Below are 16,976 nucleotides of genomic sequence, written 5' to 3'. Positions count from 1 at the left end.
ACCCTTATGAACGAGTTTTTGACCTGGCTGCGGCACGACACCGCCGGCCTCCTCCTCCTCGCGGGAGTGGGCATTGCCCTCCTGCTGTTCCTGATCATCAAAGTCAAACTTGAGCCATTCATCGCCCTGGTGGGTACCGGCGTGATCGTGGCCCTGGTGGGCGGGGTCTCCGTGGAGGCCCTGGTGGGCTCCGCCACCAAGAGCAGCGACGCCCTGATTGAAAAGGGGTTCGCCGGAATCCTGGGTCACATCACAGTGATCATCGGCCTCGGAACGGTGCTGGGTGCCATCCTTGAACGGTCCGGCGGCGCCGAGGTGCTGCTGGGCCGCCTGGTGAAGATCTTCGGCGAAAAGGGCACCCCGCTGGCCATGGGCATCACAGGCTTCGTGTTGGGCATCCCGGTATTCTTCGACATCGGCATCTTTGTCCTGGCACCCCTGGTCTACGTGGCAGCGATCCGCGGCGGGAAGTCCCTGGCACTGTACGCACTGCCGCTGCTGGCCGGCCTGTCCGTGACGCACGCCTTCCTGCCCCCACACCCCGGCCCCGTTGCAGCGGCCGGACTGTTCCACGTTGAGCTCGGCTGGATCATCATCATGGGCCTGATCTGCGGTATTCCGGCGTGGTTTGCCTCGGGTATCCTCTGGGGCACCTGGATCGGCAAGCGCGTGATGATCGACGTTCCCGAGGACCGGATCATCGATGAGGCCGAGGAAGCCAGGGGCCACGAACCGTCCATCGGCCTGGTGCTGCTGGCCATCGGCATGCCGATGCTCCTGATCCTAGGCGGAACCTTCGGCAACATCTTCGCGCCCGAAGGCCCCATCAAGTCCACCCTGGTGTTCTTCGGCAACCCGGCCATTGCCCTGACCGTGGCAGTCCTGCTGGCCATGTGGCTGCTCGGCATCCGCCGCGGCATGACCTCGGCTGAACTCAGCGAAATCACCTCATCTTCGCTCCGCCCGGTGGGCATGATCCTGCTGGTTGTTGGCGCAGGCGCGTTCTTCGGCGCAGTGCTTTCGGCCACCGGCGTGGGCACCGCGGTGGCGGGATCGCTGTCCCAGGCTGGACTGCCGATTATCGTCTCAGCGTTTGTGATCAGCGCCGGCATGAGGATCGCGCAGGGCTCGGCCACCGTGGCCATCGTTACCACCGGCGGCATCCTGGCCCCCAGCCTGACCACTGGAGCCTTCTCCCAGCCGCAGCTGGCCCTGATCGTGGTGGCCATTTCGTCCGGGTCCATCATCGCCAGCCACGTGAACGACGGTGGTTTCTGGATCATCTCCAAGTACTTCAACATGTCCGTCAAGGACACGCTGAAGACCTGGACCGTGCTGGAAACCGTGCTCTCCGTGGTCGGCTTCGGCATGGCGGCCCTGATCTACCAGTTCGTCTAGATGATTGAGTCCGATTGGGTTTAGTGGTCGTAGGCGATGAGGGATCGTTTGCGGGGTGCGTTGACGCGCCGGTTGTGCCAGATGCCGGCGGCGAGGCCAGGAGGCGGGCTGCGACTCTGGCGTAGAGCGTGGCATTCCGCCAGACGGACAACGACGGGATCAGCCCGTCGTTGTCCGGTCACCGGACTCGTAGCCTACGCCCGCGGGGTGAGGTGGCCGTGTCGGTGACCAACAGATGGACCTTCCCCCGTTGTTTTTTGCCTGCTGGCGAAGCATCGCGTAGCTGTGCCTGACGGAGGCGGGGCAGCCTGAAGGGCAAGGTTGCACAGAAGGTGTGAGGAAACAGGCGCAGCGCCGATCGCCTTGTGTGCAACCGCAGCCGGCCGCAGGCGGGTTTCCCCGCCGGAGCGGGCACGTAGGATCCGAAGAACAGCAGCAAAATAGAGAAGAATGCTTTCCACTGCCCGAGCGAAGCGAGGTCCGCAGTCCCGGTGCGAGCCGGTGAGGAACCCTTGGGAGCCGCCGCAGTACCTGTCCGCCGCTACATCAGAACGGAAGCTGGCTGCGGAACGGTTTGCGGACATGTGCAGTCAGGAATTGACGGCCTGGTCATCAACGCGTCGGGGCAGCTGTATGCGGGCAGCCAACGCCTTTGGCTAAAGGTGAAGCACAGCGACACCTTCGACGGCATCTGTGGAGCCATTGTCGGGCTGATGACTCAACCGGCGGAGGTCGTCGCCGAACCAGCACTGGAAGGCCCTGGCTGCGGATCGTCGGCCGCTCAACACCACCGTGGGCGACAACAGCTCGGTTCCTGACGGGAGGACGCGCCAGGCGCCTTGAGGCCGATGTCCATGGCGCCACGGTGCAGGGCGCCACCTTGAACAACGGTTGACAACCATAGAAGGGTCAAAGGTACCACCACCTTGTTCGCCGCTCTGGAGGTGCTCACCGGCAAACTCAGCGCGAACGCCTTCTACCAAAAACACACCGACATCGAGTCCTCGATTTCCTGGGCCGGATCGCCCACGCCCACCCCGGGGTCGAGCTGCATGTCATCTGTGACAACTATGCGACCCATAAGCACCAGAACGCGAAGGACTGGCTGGCCGAACCCGCGCGTGACTCTGCATTTCACCCAGGCCAGCTGTTCCTGGCTGAACATGGTGGAGATCTTCTTCGGGATCATCACCCGCCAGTGCCTAAAACGCGGGGAATTCAGCTCCGTGAAAGAGCTGGAGGAAACCATGGAACGCTACATCGAAAACTACAACCAGGACGCCAAACCATTCACCTGGACCAAGTCAGCGGAGTATCTCCTGGGCAAGATGAAACGCAAACAAACCACTAACACGGAACACCAGGCAGTCAACAACTCTCCGAACCACTTCGAAACGAGCGTCTCTACGCCTTCCAGATCGTGAAACGTGGTTGTGCATGGCAAAAGACATTTTTGGTTAGTTGGCAAAAAGCCATTGCCTAGTCTGAATACCGCGTCTACGATAAAGCAACAAATGAAATGGAGTTTTGCAATGCAAAACATTGAAGACGAAGCGCTCCCCGTCAAACGTAATGACTCGTCGTCGCTGCGGAAGGCCTTGGGAATCCTGGGTGCACTGACGGGGCCCACAGCCTCAGGTCATGGTGCGTCCCTGAGTGAGCTTTCATTGGTCCTTGGGATGAACAAGAGCACTCTTCTTCGCCTCCTTGAACCCTTACGGGATGTCCAGCTTGTAGAGCAGAACCGTGACGGCCGATACCGTCTCGGCGTCATGGCGGTCACCTTGGGCGGCGCATACCTTTCCGGACTGGATCTGAGAGAGCAAGCGAGGCCCATACTGGAGCGCCTGGCTGCAACGACCGGCGAGACCGTTCATCTGCTTGTCTATGGAGAAGGCCAGGTGACATACATCGAAAAAATTGCTGGCCCGTCCTCTATTCAGATGGCGTCCAGAGTCGGAGACAGGGCACCGGCATATTGCACGGCCTCCGGAAAAACATTCCTTGCCTATCTACCCTCCAGCGAATTCGAGGCTGTGGTGGCCGCCGGCATGCCCGCGCGGACACCGCACACGATTACAACTGCAACGCGTCTGCTGGACGAGCTCGAAGCCATCAGGGAAGCCGGGTACGCGGTCGATGACATCGAGAATGAACTCGACATCCGCTGTGTCAGCGCGCCCGTTTTCGACCACAACGGTCACATAGTGGCCGCCATCAGCGCCTCCGGACCGGAGACCCGGATTCACGGCACCATCGTTGCGGCAGTGGCCCGCGCTGTACGCAACGGCGCCGATGACCTCTCCTTGCGCCTAGGTGCTCCCCAAACGCTACTTCCCGTTCACGCCAATATCGATCCAGAACAAGAGGCAACAAAATGAAAGTTTCCAAGCGATTCAGAGGCATCACAGCAGCGCTGACGGTGGCCGCCGCGACACTCGCAGTCTCGGCATGCACACCCATCGCAGGCGGCGGCCCGGGTGCCGCCGGAGGCGATTCCACGTCAGCACTGGCACAGATCCAGCAGCGGGGCACCCTGAAGGTTGCCGACTGCCTCAGTTTCGCGCCCTTCGGATTCAAAAACGACCAGGGACAGCCTGACGGCTACGACATTGACATCGCCAATGCCATGGCAAAGGATCTCGGGGTCAAGCTTGAGGTGACGGACACGACCTCAGCCAACCGCATCCCGAACCTCCAGACCGGCAAAGTCGACTTGGTGATCTGCAACTTCACCCGCAACGGTGAACGCGCAAAGCAGATCGAGTTCACGGACCCATACGTCGTTGCCAGCCAGGCTCTGCTGGTCAAGAAGGACAGCACGATCAACACCGTCCAGGACCTTGAAGGGAAAACCGTCGCCGCCGTCAAGGGATCCACCAACACCGACGTATTGAAGAAGGTCGGAAGCAGCGCGAAAACCCAGGACTACGACTCCTCCGCGGCTGCCATCCTCGCCGTGCAGCAAGGCCAGGCCGACGCCTTCATCGAGGACACCAACTTCCTGGCCTACCAGGCGAAGCTGGACAACACACTGCGTGTCACCAAAGACCAGCTGGTTCCGCTGGAATACAACGCCATGGGCATCAAGCAGGGCGACCAGGTCTGGCTGAACTGGGTCAACCAGTTCCTCTTCCGCTACAACGCATCGGGTGAGAACGCGAAGGCCTACCAGGAGCGGTTCGGCGTGAAACAGCAGTACCCGCTCAACCCCCAGTACTGATACCCATGGCACCGAACGGAGGTACCCCATGTACCAATGGCTAACCGTCTTCAGCTACCTGGAGGAATTCCTGCAGGCGGCACTGCTCACCCTCGAAGTCACACTGCTCGCCTTCGCCCTCGCGGTGGTTCTGGCCATTGCGGCCGCGCTCGGGAGGGACTCCCACAGGGCCGTTCTGCGCCTCGTGGCCGGATTCTATGTCGAAGCGATCCGTAACACCCCGGTCCTTCTGCAGATCTTCGTCGCCTACTTCGCCATCCCGGCCATGGGTATCAACCTCACAGCCTTCGCCGCCGGAATCATCGCCTTGGGCGTCAACGTCGGCGCCTATCTTGCCGAGGTGTTCAGGGCCGGCATCTCCTCGGTCCCGACCGGACAGATCGAAGCCGCCGGCATCCTGGGGCTGAACCAGCACACGATCTTCACCAGGGTGGTCCTGCCCCAGGCCCTGCGCAACGTCTACCCCGCCGTGATCAACAACCTGATCCAAATCCTGCTGGGCACATCCCTGCTTTCGGCCATCGCCCTGCCGGAACTGACCGGTACAGCGTTGACCATCAACTCGCGGACGCTGATCTTCCTGCCGGTCTTCGCCATGGCACTGGTGCTGTATTTGGTCCTCAGCAACGGGCTGTCCTTCATCGGAGCGCTCATCGGACGGGTCGCGTTTAAACCGGCCCTCGTACTACCCAAGGCAAACCTGGGCGCGCGGCTGGTGGCCCGGCGGGCGGCCTCGGCCCGGAAGAAAGAAATGGCCACATGAACCTCTCGCTCCTGATCCCGAGCCTGCCGCTCCTCGTGCAAGGACTGGGTGTGACGCTGGCACTGTCGCTGGCCGCCATCGCCGGCGGCACGCTCCTTGGCCTGGTGGCCGCAACCCTGCGGACATCCCGGCTGCCGGTTCTCTCCCAGATCGCCCGCCTCTATATTGAAGTCCTGCGCGGATCCCCGCTGCCGATCACCTTGTTCTTCGTCTATTTTGGCGCCGCGTACGCCGGCTACGACATGAACATCTTCGCCGCCTCCGTGGTCGGCATCAGCATCTACCAGGGCGCCTACATCGCCGAAATCATCCGCGGCGGCATCGAAGCCGTTCCCAAGGGCCAATGGGAGGCCTCCAGGATTCTGGGGCTGTCGACGAGCCAGACCTTCCTCTCGGTGGTCCTGCCCCAGACCCGCCGCATATCCCTTCCCCCCCTGGTCGGGCAGTACATTGCGCTGATCAAAGACACCTCGATTGCCTTCGTCATCGGACTGGCAGAGCTCGTCCGCCAGGGCCAGTCCGTGGTCGACAGAATAGGCCAGCCCGTCATCGTCTACCTGGTGATCGCCCTCATGTACTTCATCATCTGTTATCCGCTCTCACGCTGGGTGAGCGGCCTGTCCAAAAGGAGCCAAGCGGCATGACAAACCAAAACGCCGGGACCAGCCCGGTTATCAAACTCTCAGCCGTCACCCCGGTTATCAAACTCTCAGCCGTCACCAAGTCCTTCGGTCCGGCACAGGTCCTTAAGGGGATCGACCTGCACGTCAATGAAGGCGAAGTCCTGACCCTGATCGGAGCGTCAGGCTCGGGCAAGAGCACGGTACTTCGAATCATGAGCGGTCTTGAAACCTCCGACGGAGGGGAAGTTTGGGTCAACTCCGTCCCGCTGCACGACCCGCGCCGGGCCAAGGAAATACGCGGCCATGTCGGTATGGTCTTTCAGCAGTTCAACCTCTTTCCACACCTGACAGCCCTGGGCAACGTCACCCTTGCCCTGGTCAAGGCACGAAAGATGTCCGCCGTGGACGCCAAAGCCAAAGCGATGGCAGCACTGGAGCACGTCGGGCTGACGGAACGCGCGGGCAACTATCCCTCCCAACTCTCCGGTGGACAGCAGCAACGCGTGGCCATCGCCCGCGCCCTCGCCGTGGAGCCGGCCATCATGTTCTTCGACGAGGCCACCTCCGCGCTGGACCCTGAACTCGTGGGCGAAGTCACCGGCGTGATGCGCAACCTCGCCAGTGAAGGAATGACCATGGTCGTGGTCACCCACGAGATGGGCTTCGCCCGCCAGACCGCCGACCGTGTCGTCTTCATGGACCAGGGCGTCATCGCCGAGCAGGGAACCCCGGAGGAAGTGTTCGGCAACCCCCGCAACGACCGGACCAAGCAATTCCTGCACCGCGTCCTCGATGTCTGATCGCCCCTGGACCCAGCCGTCCCCGGGTGCGGACCCGCATTACAAGTCCGCACCCGGGGACGGGCGCAGCCCCCTTGCATAACGGCCGCTACCAGTAAGCCACCCAGCCAAACCGTGCAGTGCCCGGCTAAACGCCGGTGTTCTCCGATAAAACTGCGGTCTGAATGGGTGCGAGGCTGGTCATGGCTCGGTCGAGCAGCGGACCGCGCGCAGTCGCCAGGCGTCGGCGAGCGAATGGATGAGGAGCGCGGATGAAGCCGCACCCGGGTCGAGGTGACCTGCGCTCCGCTCGCCGAGATAGCTCGCGCGCCCCTTGCGCGCCACGAGTGGTCGGGTCGCGTTCATTCCCGCGGTGGCTGCGCTTGAGGCGGTGGTAAGCACCTGTGATATGTCGGTCGTACGAGACGCAGTCGACTGAGCTCCAAGGGCCGCGCTGAACAGGGTGTCCACCATCGTCTTGTCGCCGCGGTCCGCATGGCCTCGTGCGACTACGCCGACGACATCATCGCCGAGGCCCTCGACGGTCTCGCTCTCACATACCCGGAGCATGTTTCCTGGCACCCCGAGTCGAACGTCATCAGCCGCGCTAACCGCGCCGTCAACAAAGTCGGGCTCGTCTCCGGCGGCGGCTCAGGCCATGAGCCGCTTCACGCCGGGCTCGTCGGGACCGGCATGCTCGACGCAGCGGTCTGCGGCGCCGTCTTCGCCAGCCCCAAGTCCGAGCAGATCCAGGCTGGAACCCGAATCGCCCACAGCGGCGCTGGCGTGCTGCACATAGTGAAGAACTACACCGGCGACGTCCTGAACTTCGAAATCGCCGCGGAACTCGTCAGCGACGACGGCATCGGCTTGGACACCGTCATCGTTGACGACGACCTCGCCTCCCACGGTGCGTCCGATGGCCCGGGCCGCCGCGGCACGGCCGCTGTAGTCATAGTGGAGAAGATCTGCGGTGCTCTCGCCGAATCCGGCGCCGACCTCGCCACCGTTGCCGCTCGAGGTCGCGACGTCGTTTTACGATCGCGTAGCCTCGCTTTGGCGCTCGACGCCTGCACGCACCCGGGTGAGTCCCGCCCGGCATTCGAACTGGCCGCCGACGAGGTCGAGTTCGGCATCGGCATTCACGGTGAACGCGGCGTCTCCCGCATCCCGTTCGCGAGTGCAGATGAGCTCGTCGAACAGCTGACCACTCCCCTCGCAGGAGAGCTCGAGCTGGAGCGTGGACAGTCCGTCATCGCGATAATCAACGGTCTTGGCGGCGCGCACCCGTTGGAGCTGGCCGTCATCGCCCGACAGGTCCACCGCCTCCTCGACGCCCGCGGCATCGTGATCGCACGTTCCCTCGTGGGCTCGTATGTCACTTCGCTCGACATGCACGGTGTGTCCATCACCCTCACGGTCGCCGACGACCAGCTCGTCACCGCCTGCGACGCCCCTGTCCGCACCCCCAACCTCACGCGGTAAGGAAACACACGATGACCAACACACTCACCGGCACTCATGCGTTCGACTGGATTACACAGTTCTCCAACGCGTTCCACGGTGCACAGCAGACCCTGACCGATCTCGACCGCCTCGCCGGCGACGGCGACTTCGGAACGAACATCGCATCCGCGCTGCGCCGCACGGCCGACGGGCTCCCGGACCGCGAGATCGCCAGCTTCGCCACCGTGTTCGGTGCGACTTCACGGGGTTCCTAGCCACCGGAGGCACCAGCGGGCCTCTGTTCGGCATGTGGTTCCGCGACATCTCGCGATGCGCTTCCCCTGCTGGGGCGAACGCATCGAAACTCGCTTCCGGAGTAGCGGCCGGACTGGCCACGATTCAGAAGCTCGGAGGTGCGAATGTCGGTGACAACACGACGATCGACTCATTATCCCCTGCAAGCGACGCTCTCACTGCGGCTGCTGCTGCAGGGGAGTCGGTCGGAGAAGCTCTCATCGCGGCAGCGGCTGCTGCCCGTGCCGGAGCGGAGTCGACCGCGGACCTGGTCGCCTCTCGCGGTCGAGCCAGCTACGTCGGCGAACTCGCTCGCGGTGTCCTCGACCCAGGCGCCGTGACCATTGCACTGTTTTTCCAGACCGCAGCGGCGACCTGCGGCACAACAGCGGCACATGAACCACTCGCCTGGCTGAGTTCCGCATCTCAGTAGCGGCACGTTCGAGTGAGGCGGGAGAGTCGGCGGCCTGTACTTAGCCTTGATCCACCGATGTGGATCAAAGCTAAGCAGCCGGGACGTCCTTGAGTTTCAGGCGGATGCCGTCAAAGTGGCGCTGCAGGCGTTCGGACGCAAGGGCCTTGTCCTTGTTGGCCACGGCCTCGAAGATGTCCCAGTGGTCCTGCGTCTGCTGCTCGAGGTTGACCGGGCCGGTACCGAGGGCCAGGTGGATCGTGCGGTAAACCTGCCAGAAGACATCCATGAGGTTGATCAGCAGATCGTTGCTAAGGGGCGCGTACAGCCGGCGGTGGAACTCGGCGTCGTGCTCATATAGCGGCTCCCCTTTCTTGGCCGCGTTCTCCATGGCTTCCATGGTGGAACGCAGATCAGCCAGGTGCTCGTCGGTGAGCAGGTCAATGGCCGATCCGATCAGCCCGGATTCGAGGGCCTGGCGCACATCGATGAGCTCCATGGCTTCTTCGCCCTTGTGGCGGAGGGACAGCCGGCCGCGGAAGGTCAGGCCGGACACCAGGGCGCTGAAGTTGTTGGGTGCCACGAACATGCCGAAGCCGTGCCGGATCTCGATCACGCCCAGCGCCTGCAGCACTTTCAGGGATTCGCGGACGGTGTTCCGGCCCACGCCGAGTTCGGCGGAGAGCTCACTTTCGGTGGGCAGGGCGTCACCGACGTCCAGGCCGCGGTCCAGAATGAGGTCCATGATCCGCGTCTGCAGGGCATGCGAACGGAGCTGCGCGCTGAAACGGGCGGGCGATACTTCTTGCGATGTGATGGCCACGTGGGTCTCTTCCTTGCCGCGCTTAGGGGTCGCGACTCGTCCTACCTTCAAGGGTAACAGGAGATGGGACGTCCAATGTCTAGGATGGCGAACCTGTTTTTAGGAGTTCTTACCGGAAAGACCGAACCTAACCCAGGAGGGACCGGACCAGCTCGCGGCACGCCCGATAACCAGGCGTTTTGGGATCGATCAGCGCGTAATGGTCCCCGGGAACCCTGATCAGCCGGGTCTCCATGTGCGCGGTGGTTCCGGCGTTGACATAGGACTCGGACTGGCCCAGCGGAACGGTGGTGTCCTCGGATCCATGCACAGCGATGACAGGCACGGCCAGCGGAAGGGCGGTCATGGGGTCGGCGTATCTGTAGCGGTGCGGATATTTCGACGACGACCCGCCCAGGAGGTTGCTCACGGCACCGTTGCTGAGGTTCAGTTTCTCCGCCTCGGCCAGGTTGAGCAGGCCGGACTGGCTGACCACGCCGGTGAGGTGCACCGCTGAGGCGTCTGATGTCCGAGGCACTTGGCGGTCGGCGTCCGGCACTCCCAGCTGGGCGAGCTTGCCCCTGCCGGCTGCCCATGCAGCCAGGTGTCCGCCGGCTGAATGACCCAGCGCCACCACCGGACCAAGGTTCAGGGCATGGTCGGCCGCAAGGTCGCCGAGCTTGTCGATTCCGGCGAGCACGTCCGCGAAGGTATTTGGCCAGCCGCCGCCGTTTCCGGCCCGGCGGTATTCAAGGTTCCAGGCGGCCATGCCATGCGTGGCCAGGTCCCGGGCAATCGGCTCCCCCAGCTCTGCGCCGTACTGCGAGCGCCAGTAGCCGCCATGGATCACCACCACCACACCGCGGTGCTCGCCGCCGTCCGGCAGCGCCGGCAGGAAAAGCTCGCCCCATTGACTGGCGTCCTCGCCGTACTGGTACTTGTGCCGCTTCACTGCTTCCCCCTTGGCGCCGCCACCGGCGGTACCGTCCCGTTCGGCGCCGGGCGAACACGCGGTGCCGAGAGTTCCAACGGCCGCCGCGGCCGCCGCGCCAACCAGCGTGCGGAACACAAACGTCCGACGCCGCAGATCAGCCATGTGCCGAGCCTACAGCGTGCCTAGTGGCCAAGGTTGCAGATACGTCCCCGGCTGGCCCCACCAACCCCGATGGCGCTGACCGGCCTCCCAGGTAAGCCGGTGGCCGCCTTCACCACGGCAGTCCCCACGGCAAGGTTCAGGAAAATCTTTGCCCCTGACGAAGCCGCCGAACTGATGCCGGATACGCTGCATCCTGGACAACACGGGCTACCGTCCAATGGCTGCACGGCTGGATCCACTGCTTTCCGCCGTAGCGAACACGCCCTGATTCCATTTCTGCGGGCGCTCCCAGCCCACCCTCTAGTACATCGCAGGGACCACGCTCGGCCGTCCTGGAAGGGCGTATTGTCGATAGGTCGATAGTAGGAGATTTGGGCTGGCCCATGGGTCCGGGGTTGAATGTACGGACCGCGCGCGAAATAGATCGCGCGGCCGCCAGCCTAGTCGTGTGACCCCGGCGACGCCTGGAATTGAGGCCGCATGGCCGAGAATGATGCTGTGCCGACGGCGGAGCAATTACAGGACCTGCTTCTTGAGAGTCCGGGTTTCACAGAATTCTTCTTGGGACTGACAGCGATTTCCGCGTCCCCAGCCGGAATCGGCGGGTTTCCGCATCCCGCTCCACGAGGTTTTCCTGTTCGAACGTAGCCAGGATCCGCGACTTGCGTCCATGCTCCACCCGGACAGCGGAAGACCGCTGCAGAGGGCGCTCTATTGACACCCTCCGTGGCGGCTGACATATTTTCGAGTACGCGCTATGTGCATCGCGTTGTGTAATACGCAATAACTCACGTCCTCGCACCCAGCGGGCCAGGAGCTGCCGCGTGAGAACCTTTGAACCCGACGGGTCGGCTGGATTGCCAGCGGCGCCGTCGCCCAAGAGTCCCTGTACTCAGGAAAGGACACCAGCTAATGGTTCACAGAGTCAAGGCGGTCATCGCCAAGGAAAAGAACGCTCCGGTCTCGGTGGAGACCATCCTGGTGCCAGATCCCGGTCCGGGCGAGGCGCTGGTGGACATCCTCACCTGCGGCGTCTGCCACACCGACCTGCACTACAAACAGGGCGGAATCACTGACGATTTCCCCATCCTGCTGGGCCATGAGGCCACCGGCGTGGTCAGTGCCGTCGGTCCCGGCGTCACCGAGGTGGCCCCCGGCGACCGCGTGATCCTGAACTGGCGTGCTGTGTGCGGCGAATGCCGCGCCTGCGCCAAGGGCCAGCCGCAGTACTGTTTCAACACCCACAACGCGACGCAGAAGATGACGCTCGAGGACGGCACGGAACTCTCCCCCGCGCTGGGCATCGGCGCCTTCGCGGAGAAGACCCTCGTTGCCGCCGGGCAGTGCACCAAGGTTGACAACGACGCCGATCCCGCCGCCGTCGGCCTCCTCGGCTGCGGCGTCATGGCAGGCATCGGCGCGGCCATCAACACCGGTGAGGTCAAGCGGGGCGAATCCGTCGCCGTGATCGGCTGCGGCGGCGTGGGCATCGCCGCCATCGCCGGCGCCAAGCTGGCCGGCGCCACCACCATCATCGCCGTCGACATTGACGCCAACAAGGTGGACATGGCCAAGTCCCTCGGCGCCACGCACGGCGTGGACTCCAGCAAGGAAGACCCCGTCGAGGCCATCCGGGCCCTGACCGGCGGCAATGGCGCTGACGTCGTGATCGAGGCGGTGGGACGCCCCGAAACGTACAAGCAGGCGTTCTACGCGCGCGACCTCGCCGGCCGTGTGGTGCTGGTGGGCGTTCCGACGCCGGGCATGTTGCTCGAGCTGCCGCTGCTGGACGTCTTCGGCCGCGGCGGATCCCTGAAGTCTTCCTGGTACGGCGACTGCCTGCCTTCCCGCGACTTCCCGATGCTGGTCCAGCAGTACAAGCTGGGCAACCTGAACCTGGACGCCTTTGTCACCGAGCGCATCACCATAGACCAAGTGGAGGAGGCTTTCACCAGGATGCACGAGGGCAAGGTGCTGCGTTCGGTGGTGGAAATCCGCCCGGCCGCTGACGCCGGGTCAGGGGCGGAGACCGCATGAGCGTCACCATCGAGAACCTGGTCATCTCCGGGACGTTCGCGCTCGACGGCGGCACCTGGGACGTGGACAACAACGTCTGGATCGTGGGAAACGAGGACGAATGCGTGATCATCGACTCCCCGCATGATGCGGCGGCGATCATCGGCCAGGTCCGCGGCCGGAAGGTGAAAGCCATCCTGCTCACGCACGCGCATAACGACCACATCGGGGCCGCGCGTGCCGTGGCCGAGGCCGTGGACGCGCCCATCTACCTGCACCCCGGTGACCTGATGTTGTGGGAACACGTCTATCCCGGAGTCCAACCGGACCATGACCTCGCCGACGGCGATGAGTTCCAGGTGGGGGGCGCCACCCTGAAGGCCATCCACACGCCTGGCCACTCACCCGGCTCCACGTGCTTCCTGCTCGAGGGCGAAGGAACGGTCTTCACGGGAGATACCCTGTTCAACGGCGGCCCGGGTGCCACCGGCAGGTCCTACAGCGACTACCCCACCATCATCGAGTCGATCCGGGAACGGCTGCTCACCCTTCCGCCGGAAACCGTGGTCCGCACCGGCCACGGCGAAAACACCACCATCGGCGCCGAGCGGGAAACCCTGGCCCAGGTAGCACTGTGAAGCAGGTGGCCCAGTGAAGGTTGGACCGGTGAAGTTCGGGAAGCAGCCCGCCCCGGTCGCGGACATCAACGAGGACGAACTCGACGTCCACAAACCGAAGAGGGAAGCGGCCGGCGTCAAGGCGGTGATGGTTGCGCTGGAGCGCGCCGTGGCGCAGGCCGGCGTGACCCGCACGGCACATTCGTTGTTGCGGATCAACCAGCGCGGCGGCTTCGACTGCCCCGGCTGCGCGTGGCCGGAATCGGACAAGAAGCGCAAGGTTGCCGAGTTCTGTGAGAACGGCGCCAAGGCGGTGGCCGAGGAGAACACCCTGCGGACGGTGGGGGCGGAGTTCTGGGCCCGGCATTCCATCGCCGAACTCGCGGGAAAGACGGAGTACTGGCTTGGAAACCAGGGCAGGCTCAGCGAACCGGTGGTCATCCGAGAGGGCGAGACCCACTATTCGCCGATTTCCTGGGCGGAAGCCTTCGACCTGATCGGCGAACACCTCCGGGCCAGCACGCCGGACCGCTGCGTCTTTTACACCTCCGGCCGCACCGCGAACGAGACGGCGTTTATGTACCAGCTGTTCGCGCGGGCCCTGGGCACGAACAACCTGCCGGACTGCTCGAACATGTGCCACGAGTCCTCGGGCTCCGCGCTGAACCCGACCATCGGCATCGGCAAGGGGACCGTCTCTCTGGACGACATCCACGATTCGGAACTCATCTTTGTCGTCGGGCAAAACCCCGGCACCAACCATCCCCGGATGCTCTCGGCGCTGAAGGAGTGTAAGGACAAGGGCGGCACGGTGGTGGCGGTCAATCCGCTGCCCGAGGCCGGACTGTTCAACTTCAAGGATCCGCAGACCATTTCAGGGGTGGTGGGCGGCGGCACCCCGCTGGCTGACGAGTACCTGCAGATCAAGGTGGGCGGTGACCTGGCACTGTTCCAAGCCCTCGGCCACCTGCTGCTGGCGGCGGAAGAGCGGAACCCGGGCACCGTCGTCGACCGCTCCTTCATCGACGCGCAGACCGACGGTTTCGACGCCTACCGCGACGCCCGCGGCGAGCTGGACTGGGAGGAGACCGAGAAGGCCACGGGCCTGGCCCGGAATCAGATCGAGGACGTGGCCGGCATGCTGATCCGGTCCAAGGCCACGATCTTCTGCTGGGCACTGGGCGTGACGCAGCAGCCGCACTCCGTGGACACCATCAAGGAAATGGTCAACGTCCTGCTCCTGCAGGGCAACTTCGGCAAGCCCGGCGCTGGCGCCTGCCCGGTCCGCGGGCACTCCAACGTCCAGGGCGACCGGACCATGGGCATCTGGGAGAAACCCAAGGAATGGCTCCTCGACGCTTTGGACGCCGAGTTCGGCATCACCTCGCCCCGCCCCCACGGCTACGACGCCGTGGAAGCGATGGAGGCCTTCGAACGCAACGACGTGGACGTCTTTGTGTCCATGGGCGGCAACTTCTCCCTCGCCTGCTCGGACACGGAAACCCTGGAAGCGGGGATGCAGCGGATCGGCCTGACCGTGCACGTGTCCACCAAGCCGAACCGGTCCCACGTGGTGCACGGCCGCACCTCGCTCATCCTGCCCACCCTGGGGCGGACGGACAAGGACGACAAACACCCCACCGGGGCACAGTTCCTGTCCGTGGAGGACTCCATGTCCGTGGTCCATTCGACCCAGGGCAGGCTCCAGCCGGTGTCCGGGCACCTGCTTGCCGAGCCGGTCATCATCGCCCGGATGGCGGAGGCCACCTTCGGGCCGGACCACCTTGTGGACTGGAAGGCCATGGCCGCGGACTACGACGTGGTCCGGGATCACGTCTCCCGCGTCATCCCGGGCTTCCAGGACTTCAACGCCCGGATCCGGACCAAGAACGGCTTTGTGCTGCCCAACCCGCCCCGGGACACCCGGTCCTTCAAGACGGACATCGGCCGCGGCCGTTTCACCGTCAGCCCGCTGGAATACCTGACCCCGCCCGACGGGCACCTGGTCCTCCAGACCATCCGCAGCCACGACCAATACAACACCACCTTCTACGGCCTGGACGACCGGTACCGGGGGATCTCGGGCGGCCGCCGCGTGATCCTGGTGCACCCTGAGGACCTGGCGGAACTCGGCTTCCAGGACCGGGACCTCGTGGACGTGGTCAGCACCTTCCGCGGCCACGACCGGCAGGCGGACAAGTTCCGGCTGGTGGCCTACCCCACGGCGAAGGGCTGCGCCGCGGCATACTTCCCCGAGGCCAACGCCCTGGTCCACAAGGAGAACGTGGCACGGGAATCCAACACCCCCGGCTTCAAGGCCATGTTCGTCCGCTTCGTGCCGCATATTGAAGTGGCCGTGCCGAAGTAGCCCTCACCCAACCGCGCAGCCCGTACACAGCCAGCGTCAAGCTTGACCCAGAGGAGCCGGCAGCAAGTCACCCACCCACGGATCTCCGTGGGTGGGTGACTTTTTCCTGGCCCGGTTCGGTCGCGCTTAGTTGAGCCAGGAATCAACAAGCTGCTGATTCGCGTCCACCCACTTCTTAGCGGCAGCCTCGGGCGCCATGCCGCCCTGAATGTCCGTGGCAACGGCATTCTGGTCCTCATTGGTCCACGTAAAGGCTTTGGCCAGCTTGGCTGCAGGTGAGCCGCCGTCCTCGAACTTCTTGGAAATGATCTTGTTCAGGGTGTAGGCCGGGTAGTCGCAGGCCACCTTCTCCGGGTCGGCGTCGCAGCCTTCGGTCCACGCCGGCAGATTGACCTTCTTGAGTGGAACCTCGGACAGGAACCACTGCGGCTCGTAGAAGTAGCCCAGCAAAGGTGTCTTGTTCTGCTCCGCCGTCCGGAACGACTGGATCAGAGCCGCTTCCGAACCCGAGAAAACCACCTTGTAGTCGAGGCCGAGGTTTTTCACCAGCGCCTCGTCGTTGGTTACGAAGGCCGGGTCGCCGTCCAGGAGTTGGCCTTTTCCGCCGGATTCTGACGTTGCGAACATAGAAGCGTATTTGTTCAGGTTCTTGCTGTCGGTGATGTCCGGGTACTTTTCTGCCATCCATGGCGGTACGTACCAGCCGATATGTCCTTCATTGCCGGTAGGGCCGGCGTCGACAGCCACTTTCTGCTCCGTGATGTACTGCTTGACCAGATCCTCATGCCCCCAGTTTTCGATCACCACGTCCACTTCGCCGGATGCAAAGCCCTGCCAGGCGATCTGCTCGTTAAGGTCCTTCTGGACCACAGTGCAGCCGAGCTTGTTCTCCGCCACGTAGCTGTACACAGCGGCGTTGGCCGTATACCCCACCCAAGCGTTCATCGCGACATTAACACTTCCGCAGGGCGCGTCGGCCGCACCGGTGGCAGCAGCCACCTGGTTCACCGAGGCGCCGCCGCAGCCTGCCAGGAGCAGGGCGGCGGCCGCAGCTCCAGCCACCGCCGGGACGGTTCGTTTCAACAGCAGTCCAGCTTTTTTCATTTTTGGTCTCCTTGTTGGGGGAATGCGTGGGAGGT

17 protein-coding genes and 1 pseudogene are annotated in these 16,976 nt (G+C 63.9%); 13 read left to right on the top strand and 5 right to left on the bottom strand.

Going from position 1 to position 16,976, the window contains the following annotated elements; all coding sequences use genetic code 11:
• Window positions 1-6: 6 nt before the first annotated feature.
• Window positions 7-1,398: a GntP family permease gene (locus tag ACQCSW_RS01815; protein WP_111909330.1), complete on the top strand. Its 1,392-nt coding sequence runs from the start codon at window positions 7-9 to the stop codon at window positions 1,396-1,398.
• Between the two features lie 20 nt (window positions 1,399-1,418).
• Here ACQCSW_RS01815 and ACQCSW_RS01810 read toward each other — a convergent pair.
• Window positions 1,419-1,525 (bottom strand): annotated as a pseudogene (locus ACQCSW_RS01810) (IS982 family transposase); the annotation flags it as partial.
• A 994-nt stretch (window positions 1,526-2,519) separates the two neighbouring features.
• Here ACQCSW_RS01810 and ACQCSW_RS01805 point away from each other — a divergent pair.
• From ACQCSW_RS01805 to ACQCSW_RS01780, 6 genes are all read left to right on the top strand, one after another.
• Window positions 2,520-2,822 carry an IS3 family transposase gene (locus tag ACQCSW_RS01805; protein ID WP_426989244.1) on the top strand — a complete coding sequence of 101 codons (303 nt, stop codon included), beginning with the start codon at window positions 2,520-2,522 and terminating at the stop codon, window positions 2,820-2,822.
• A 108-nt stretch (window positions 2,823-2,930) separates the two neighbouring features.
• Complete coding sequence (locus ACQCSW_RS01800; protein WP_426989243.1) at window positions 2,931-3,779, top strand: IclR family transcriptional regulator; 849 nt, start codon at window positions 2,931-2,933, stop codon at window positions 3,777-3,779.
• Entirely contained in the window at window positions 3,776-4,621 is an 846-nt protein-coding gene (locus ACQCSW_RS01795) for a transporter substrate-binding domain-containing protein (RefSeq protein ID WP_426989242.1), read from the top strand. The genes ACQCSW_RS01800 and ACQCSW_RS01795 overlap by 4 nt, the downstream gene beginning before the upstream one ends.
• Window positions 4,622-4,649: 28 nt before the next feature.
• Complete coding sequence (locus ACQCSW_RS01790) at window positions 4,650-5,384, top strand: amino acid ABC transporter permease (protein WP_426989241.1); 735 nt, start codon at window positions 4,650-4,652, stop codon at window positions 5,382-5,384.
• A complete protein-coding gene (locus ACQCSW_RS01785) occupies window positions 5,381-6,028 on the top strand; it encodes an amino acid ABC transporter permease (RefSeq protein WP_426989240.1) in 648 nt (215 codons plus the stop codon). The genes ACQCSW_RS01790 and ACQCSW_RS01785 overlap by 4 nt, the downstream gene beginning before the upstream one ends.
• Window positions 6,025-6,807 (top strand): amino acid ABC transporter ATP-binding protein, encoded by a 783-nt coding sequence (locus tag ACQCSW_RS01780; protein ID WP_426989239.1) that lies wholly within the window; start codon window positions 6,025-6,027, stop codon window positions 6,805-6,807. Before ACQCSW_RS01785 ends, ACQCSW_RS01780 begins: the two co-directional genes overlap by 4 nt.
• A 180-nt stretch (window positions 6,808-6,987) precedes the next feature.
• On the opposite strand, the gene ACQCSW_RS01775 is transcribed toward ACQCSW_RS01780, so the two are convergent.
• The gene (locus tag ACQCSW_RS01775) at window positions 6,988-7,356 is read right to left on the bottom strand and encodes a DAK2 domain-containing protein (RefSeq protein WP_426989238.1); all 369 of its coding nucleotides are present in this window, start codon (window positions 7,354-7,356) and stop codon (window positions 6,988-6,990) included.
• Here ACQCSW_RS01775 and ACQCSW_RS01770 point away from each other — a divergent pair.
• The 3 genes from ACQCSW_RS01770 to ACQCSW_RS01760 are packed head-to-tail and all read left to right on the top strand — an operon-like array spanning window position 7,282 to window position 8,959.
• Window positions 7,282-8,271: a dihydroxyacetone kinase subunit DhaK gene (locus ACQCSW_RS01770; protein ID WP_426989237.1), complete on the top strand. Its 990-nt coding sequence runs from the start codon at window positions 7,282-7,284 to the stop codon at window positions 8,269-8,271. The two genes, ACQCSW_RS01775 and ACQCSW_RS01770, sit on opposite strands and share 75 nt — an antisense overlap.
• A gap of 11 nt (window positions 8,272-8,282) precedes the next feature.
• Complete coding sequence (locus ACQCSW_RS01765; RefSeq protein WP_426990747.1) at window positions 8,283-8,507, top strand: hypothetical protein; 225 nt, start codon at window positions 8,283-8,285, stop codon at window positions 8,505-8,507.
• Complete coding sequence (locus ACQCSW_RS01760; protein WP_426990599.1) at window positions 8,417-8,959, top strand: DAK2 domain-containing protein; 543 nt, start codon at window positions 8,417-8,419, stop codon at window positions 8,957-8,959. The genes ACQCSW_RS01765 and ACQCSW_RS01760 overlap by 91 nt, the downstream gene beginning before the upstream one ends.
• 70 nt (window positions 8,960-9,029) lie before the next feature.
• Here the strand turns inward: ACQCSW_RS01760 and ACQCSW_RS01755 are convergent, their stop codons facing one another.
• Both ACQCSW_RS01755 and ACQCSW_RS01750 read right to left on the bottom strand, forming a co-directional pair.
• Complete coding sequence (locus ACQCSW_RS01755) at window positions 9,030-9,755, bottom strand: FadR/GntR family transcriptional regulator (protein ID WP_426990598.1); 726 nt, start codon at window positions 9,753-9,755, stop codon at window positions 9,030-9,032.
• A 133-nt stretch (window positions 9,756-9,888) separates the two neighbouring features.
• Entirely contained in the window at window positions 9,889-10,692 is an 804-nt protein-coding gene (locus ACQCSW_RS01750) for an alpha/beta hydrolase (protein WP_426990597.1), read from the bottom strand.
• A gap of 1,056 nt (window positions 10,693-11,748) precedes the next feature.
• Between ACQCSW_RS01750 and ACQCSW_RS01745 the strand changes: the two genes are divergently transcribed.
• The 3 genes from ACQCSW_RS01745 to ACQCSW_RS01735 are packed head-to-tail and all read left to right on the top strand — an operon-like array spanning window position 11,749 to window position 15,837.
• Window positions 11,749-12,873 (top strand): S-(hydroxymethyl)mycothiol dehydrogenase, encoded by a 1,125-nt coding sequence (locus ACQCSW_RS01745; RefSeq protein ID WP_426989236.1) that lies wholly within the window; start codon window positions 11,749-11,751, stop codon window positions 12,871-12,873.
• Window positions 12,870-13,490 carry an MBL fold metallo-hydrolase gene (locus tag ACQCSW_RS01740; protein ID WP_426989235.1) on the top strand — a complete coding sequence of 207 codons (621 nt, stop codon included), beginning with the start codon at window positions 12,870-12,872 and terminating at the stop codon, window positions 13,488-13,490. Before ACQCSW_RS01745 ends, ACQCSW_RS01740 begins: the two co-directional genes overlap by 4 nt.
• Window positions 13,491-13,518: 28 nt before the next feature.
• Window positions 13,519-15,837, top strand: coding sequence for an FdhF/YdeP family oxidoreductase (locus tag ACQCSW_RS01735; RefSeq protein WP_426990596.1), 2,319 nt, complete (start codon window positions 13,519-13,521; stop codon window positions 15,835-15,837).
• Between the two features lie 126 nt (window positions 15,838-15,963).
• On the opposite strand, the gene ACQCSW_RS01730 is transcribed toward ACQCSW_RS01735, so the two are convergent.
• Window positions 15,964-16,941, bottom strand: a complete 978-nt coding sequence (locus ACQCSW_RS01730; RefSeq protein ID WP_426989234.1) for an ABC transporter substrate-binding protein — start codon at window positions 16,939-16,941, stop codon at window positions 15,964-15,966.
• Window positions 16,942-16,976: the final 35 nt, after the last annotated feature.

Source organism: Pseudarthrobacter sp. Y6 (assembly GCF_050156205.1).
Taxonomy (GTDB): domain Bacteria; phylum Actinomycetota; class Actinomycetes; order Actinomycetales; family Micrococcaceae; genus Arthrobacter.
The sequence above is the reverse complement of the archived record's forward strand: the minus strand, read 5'-3'. Positions and strand labels throughout refer to the sequence as shown.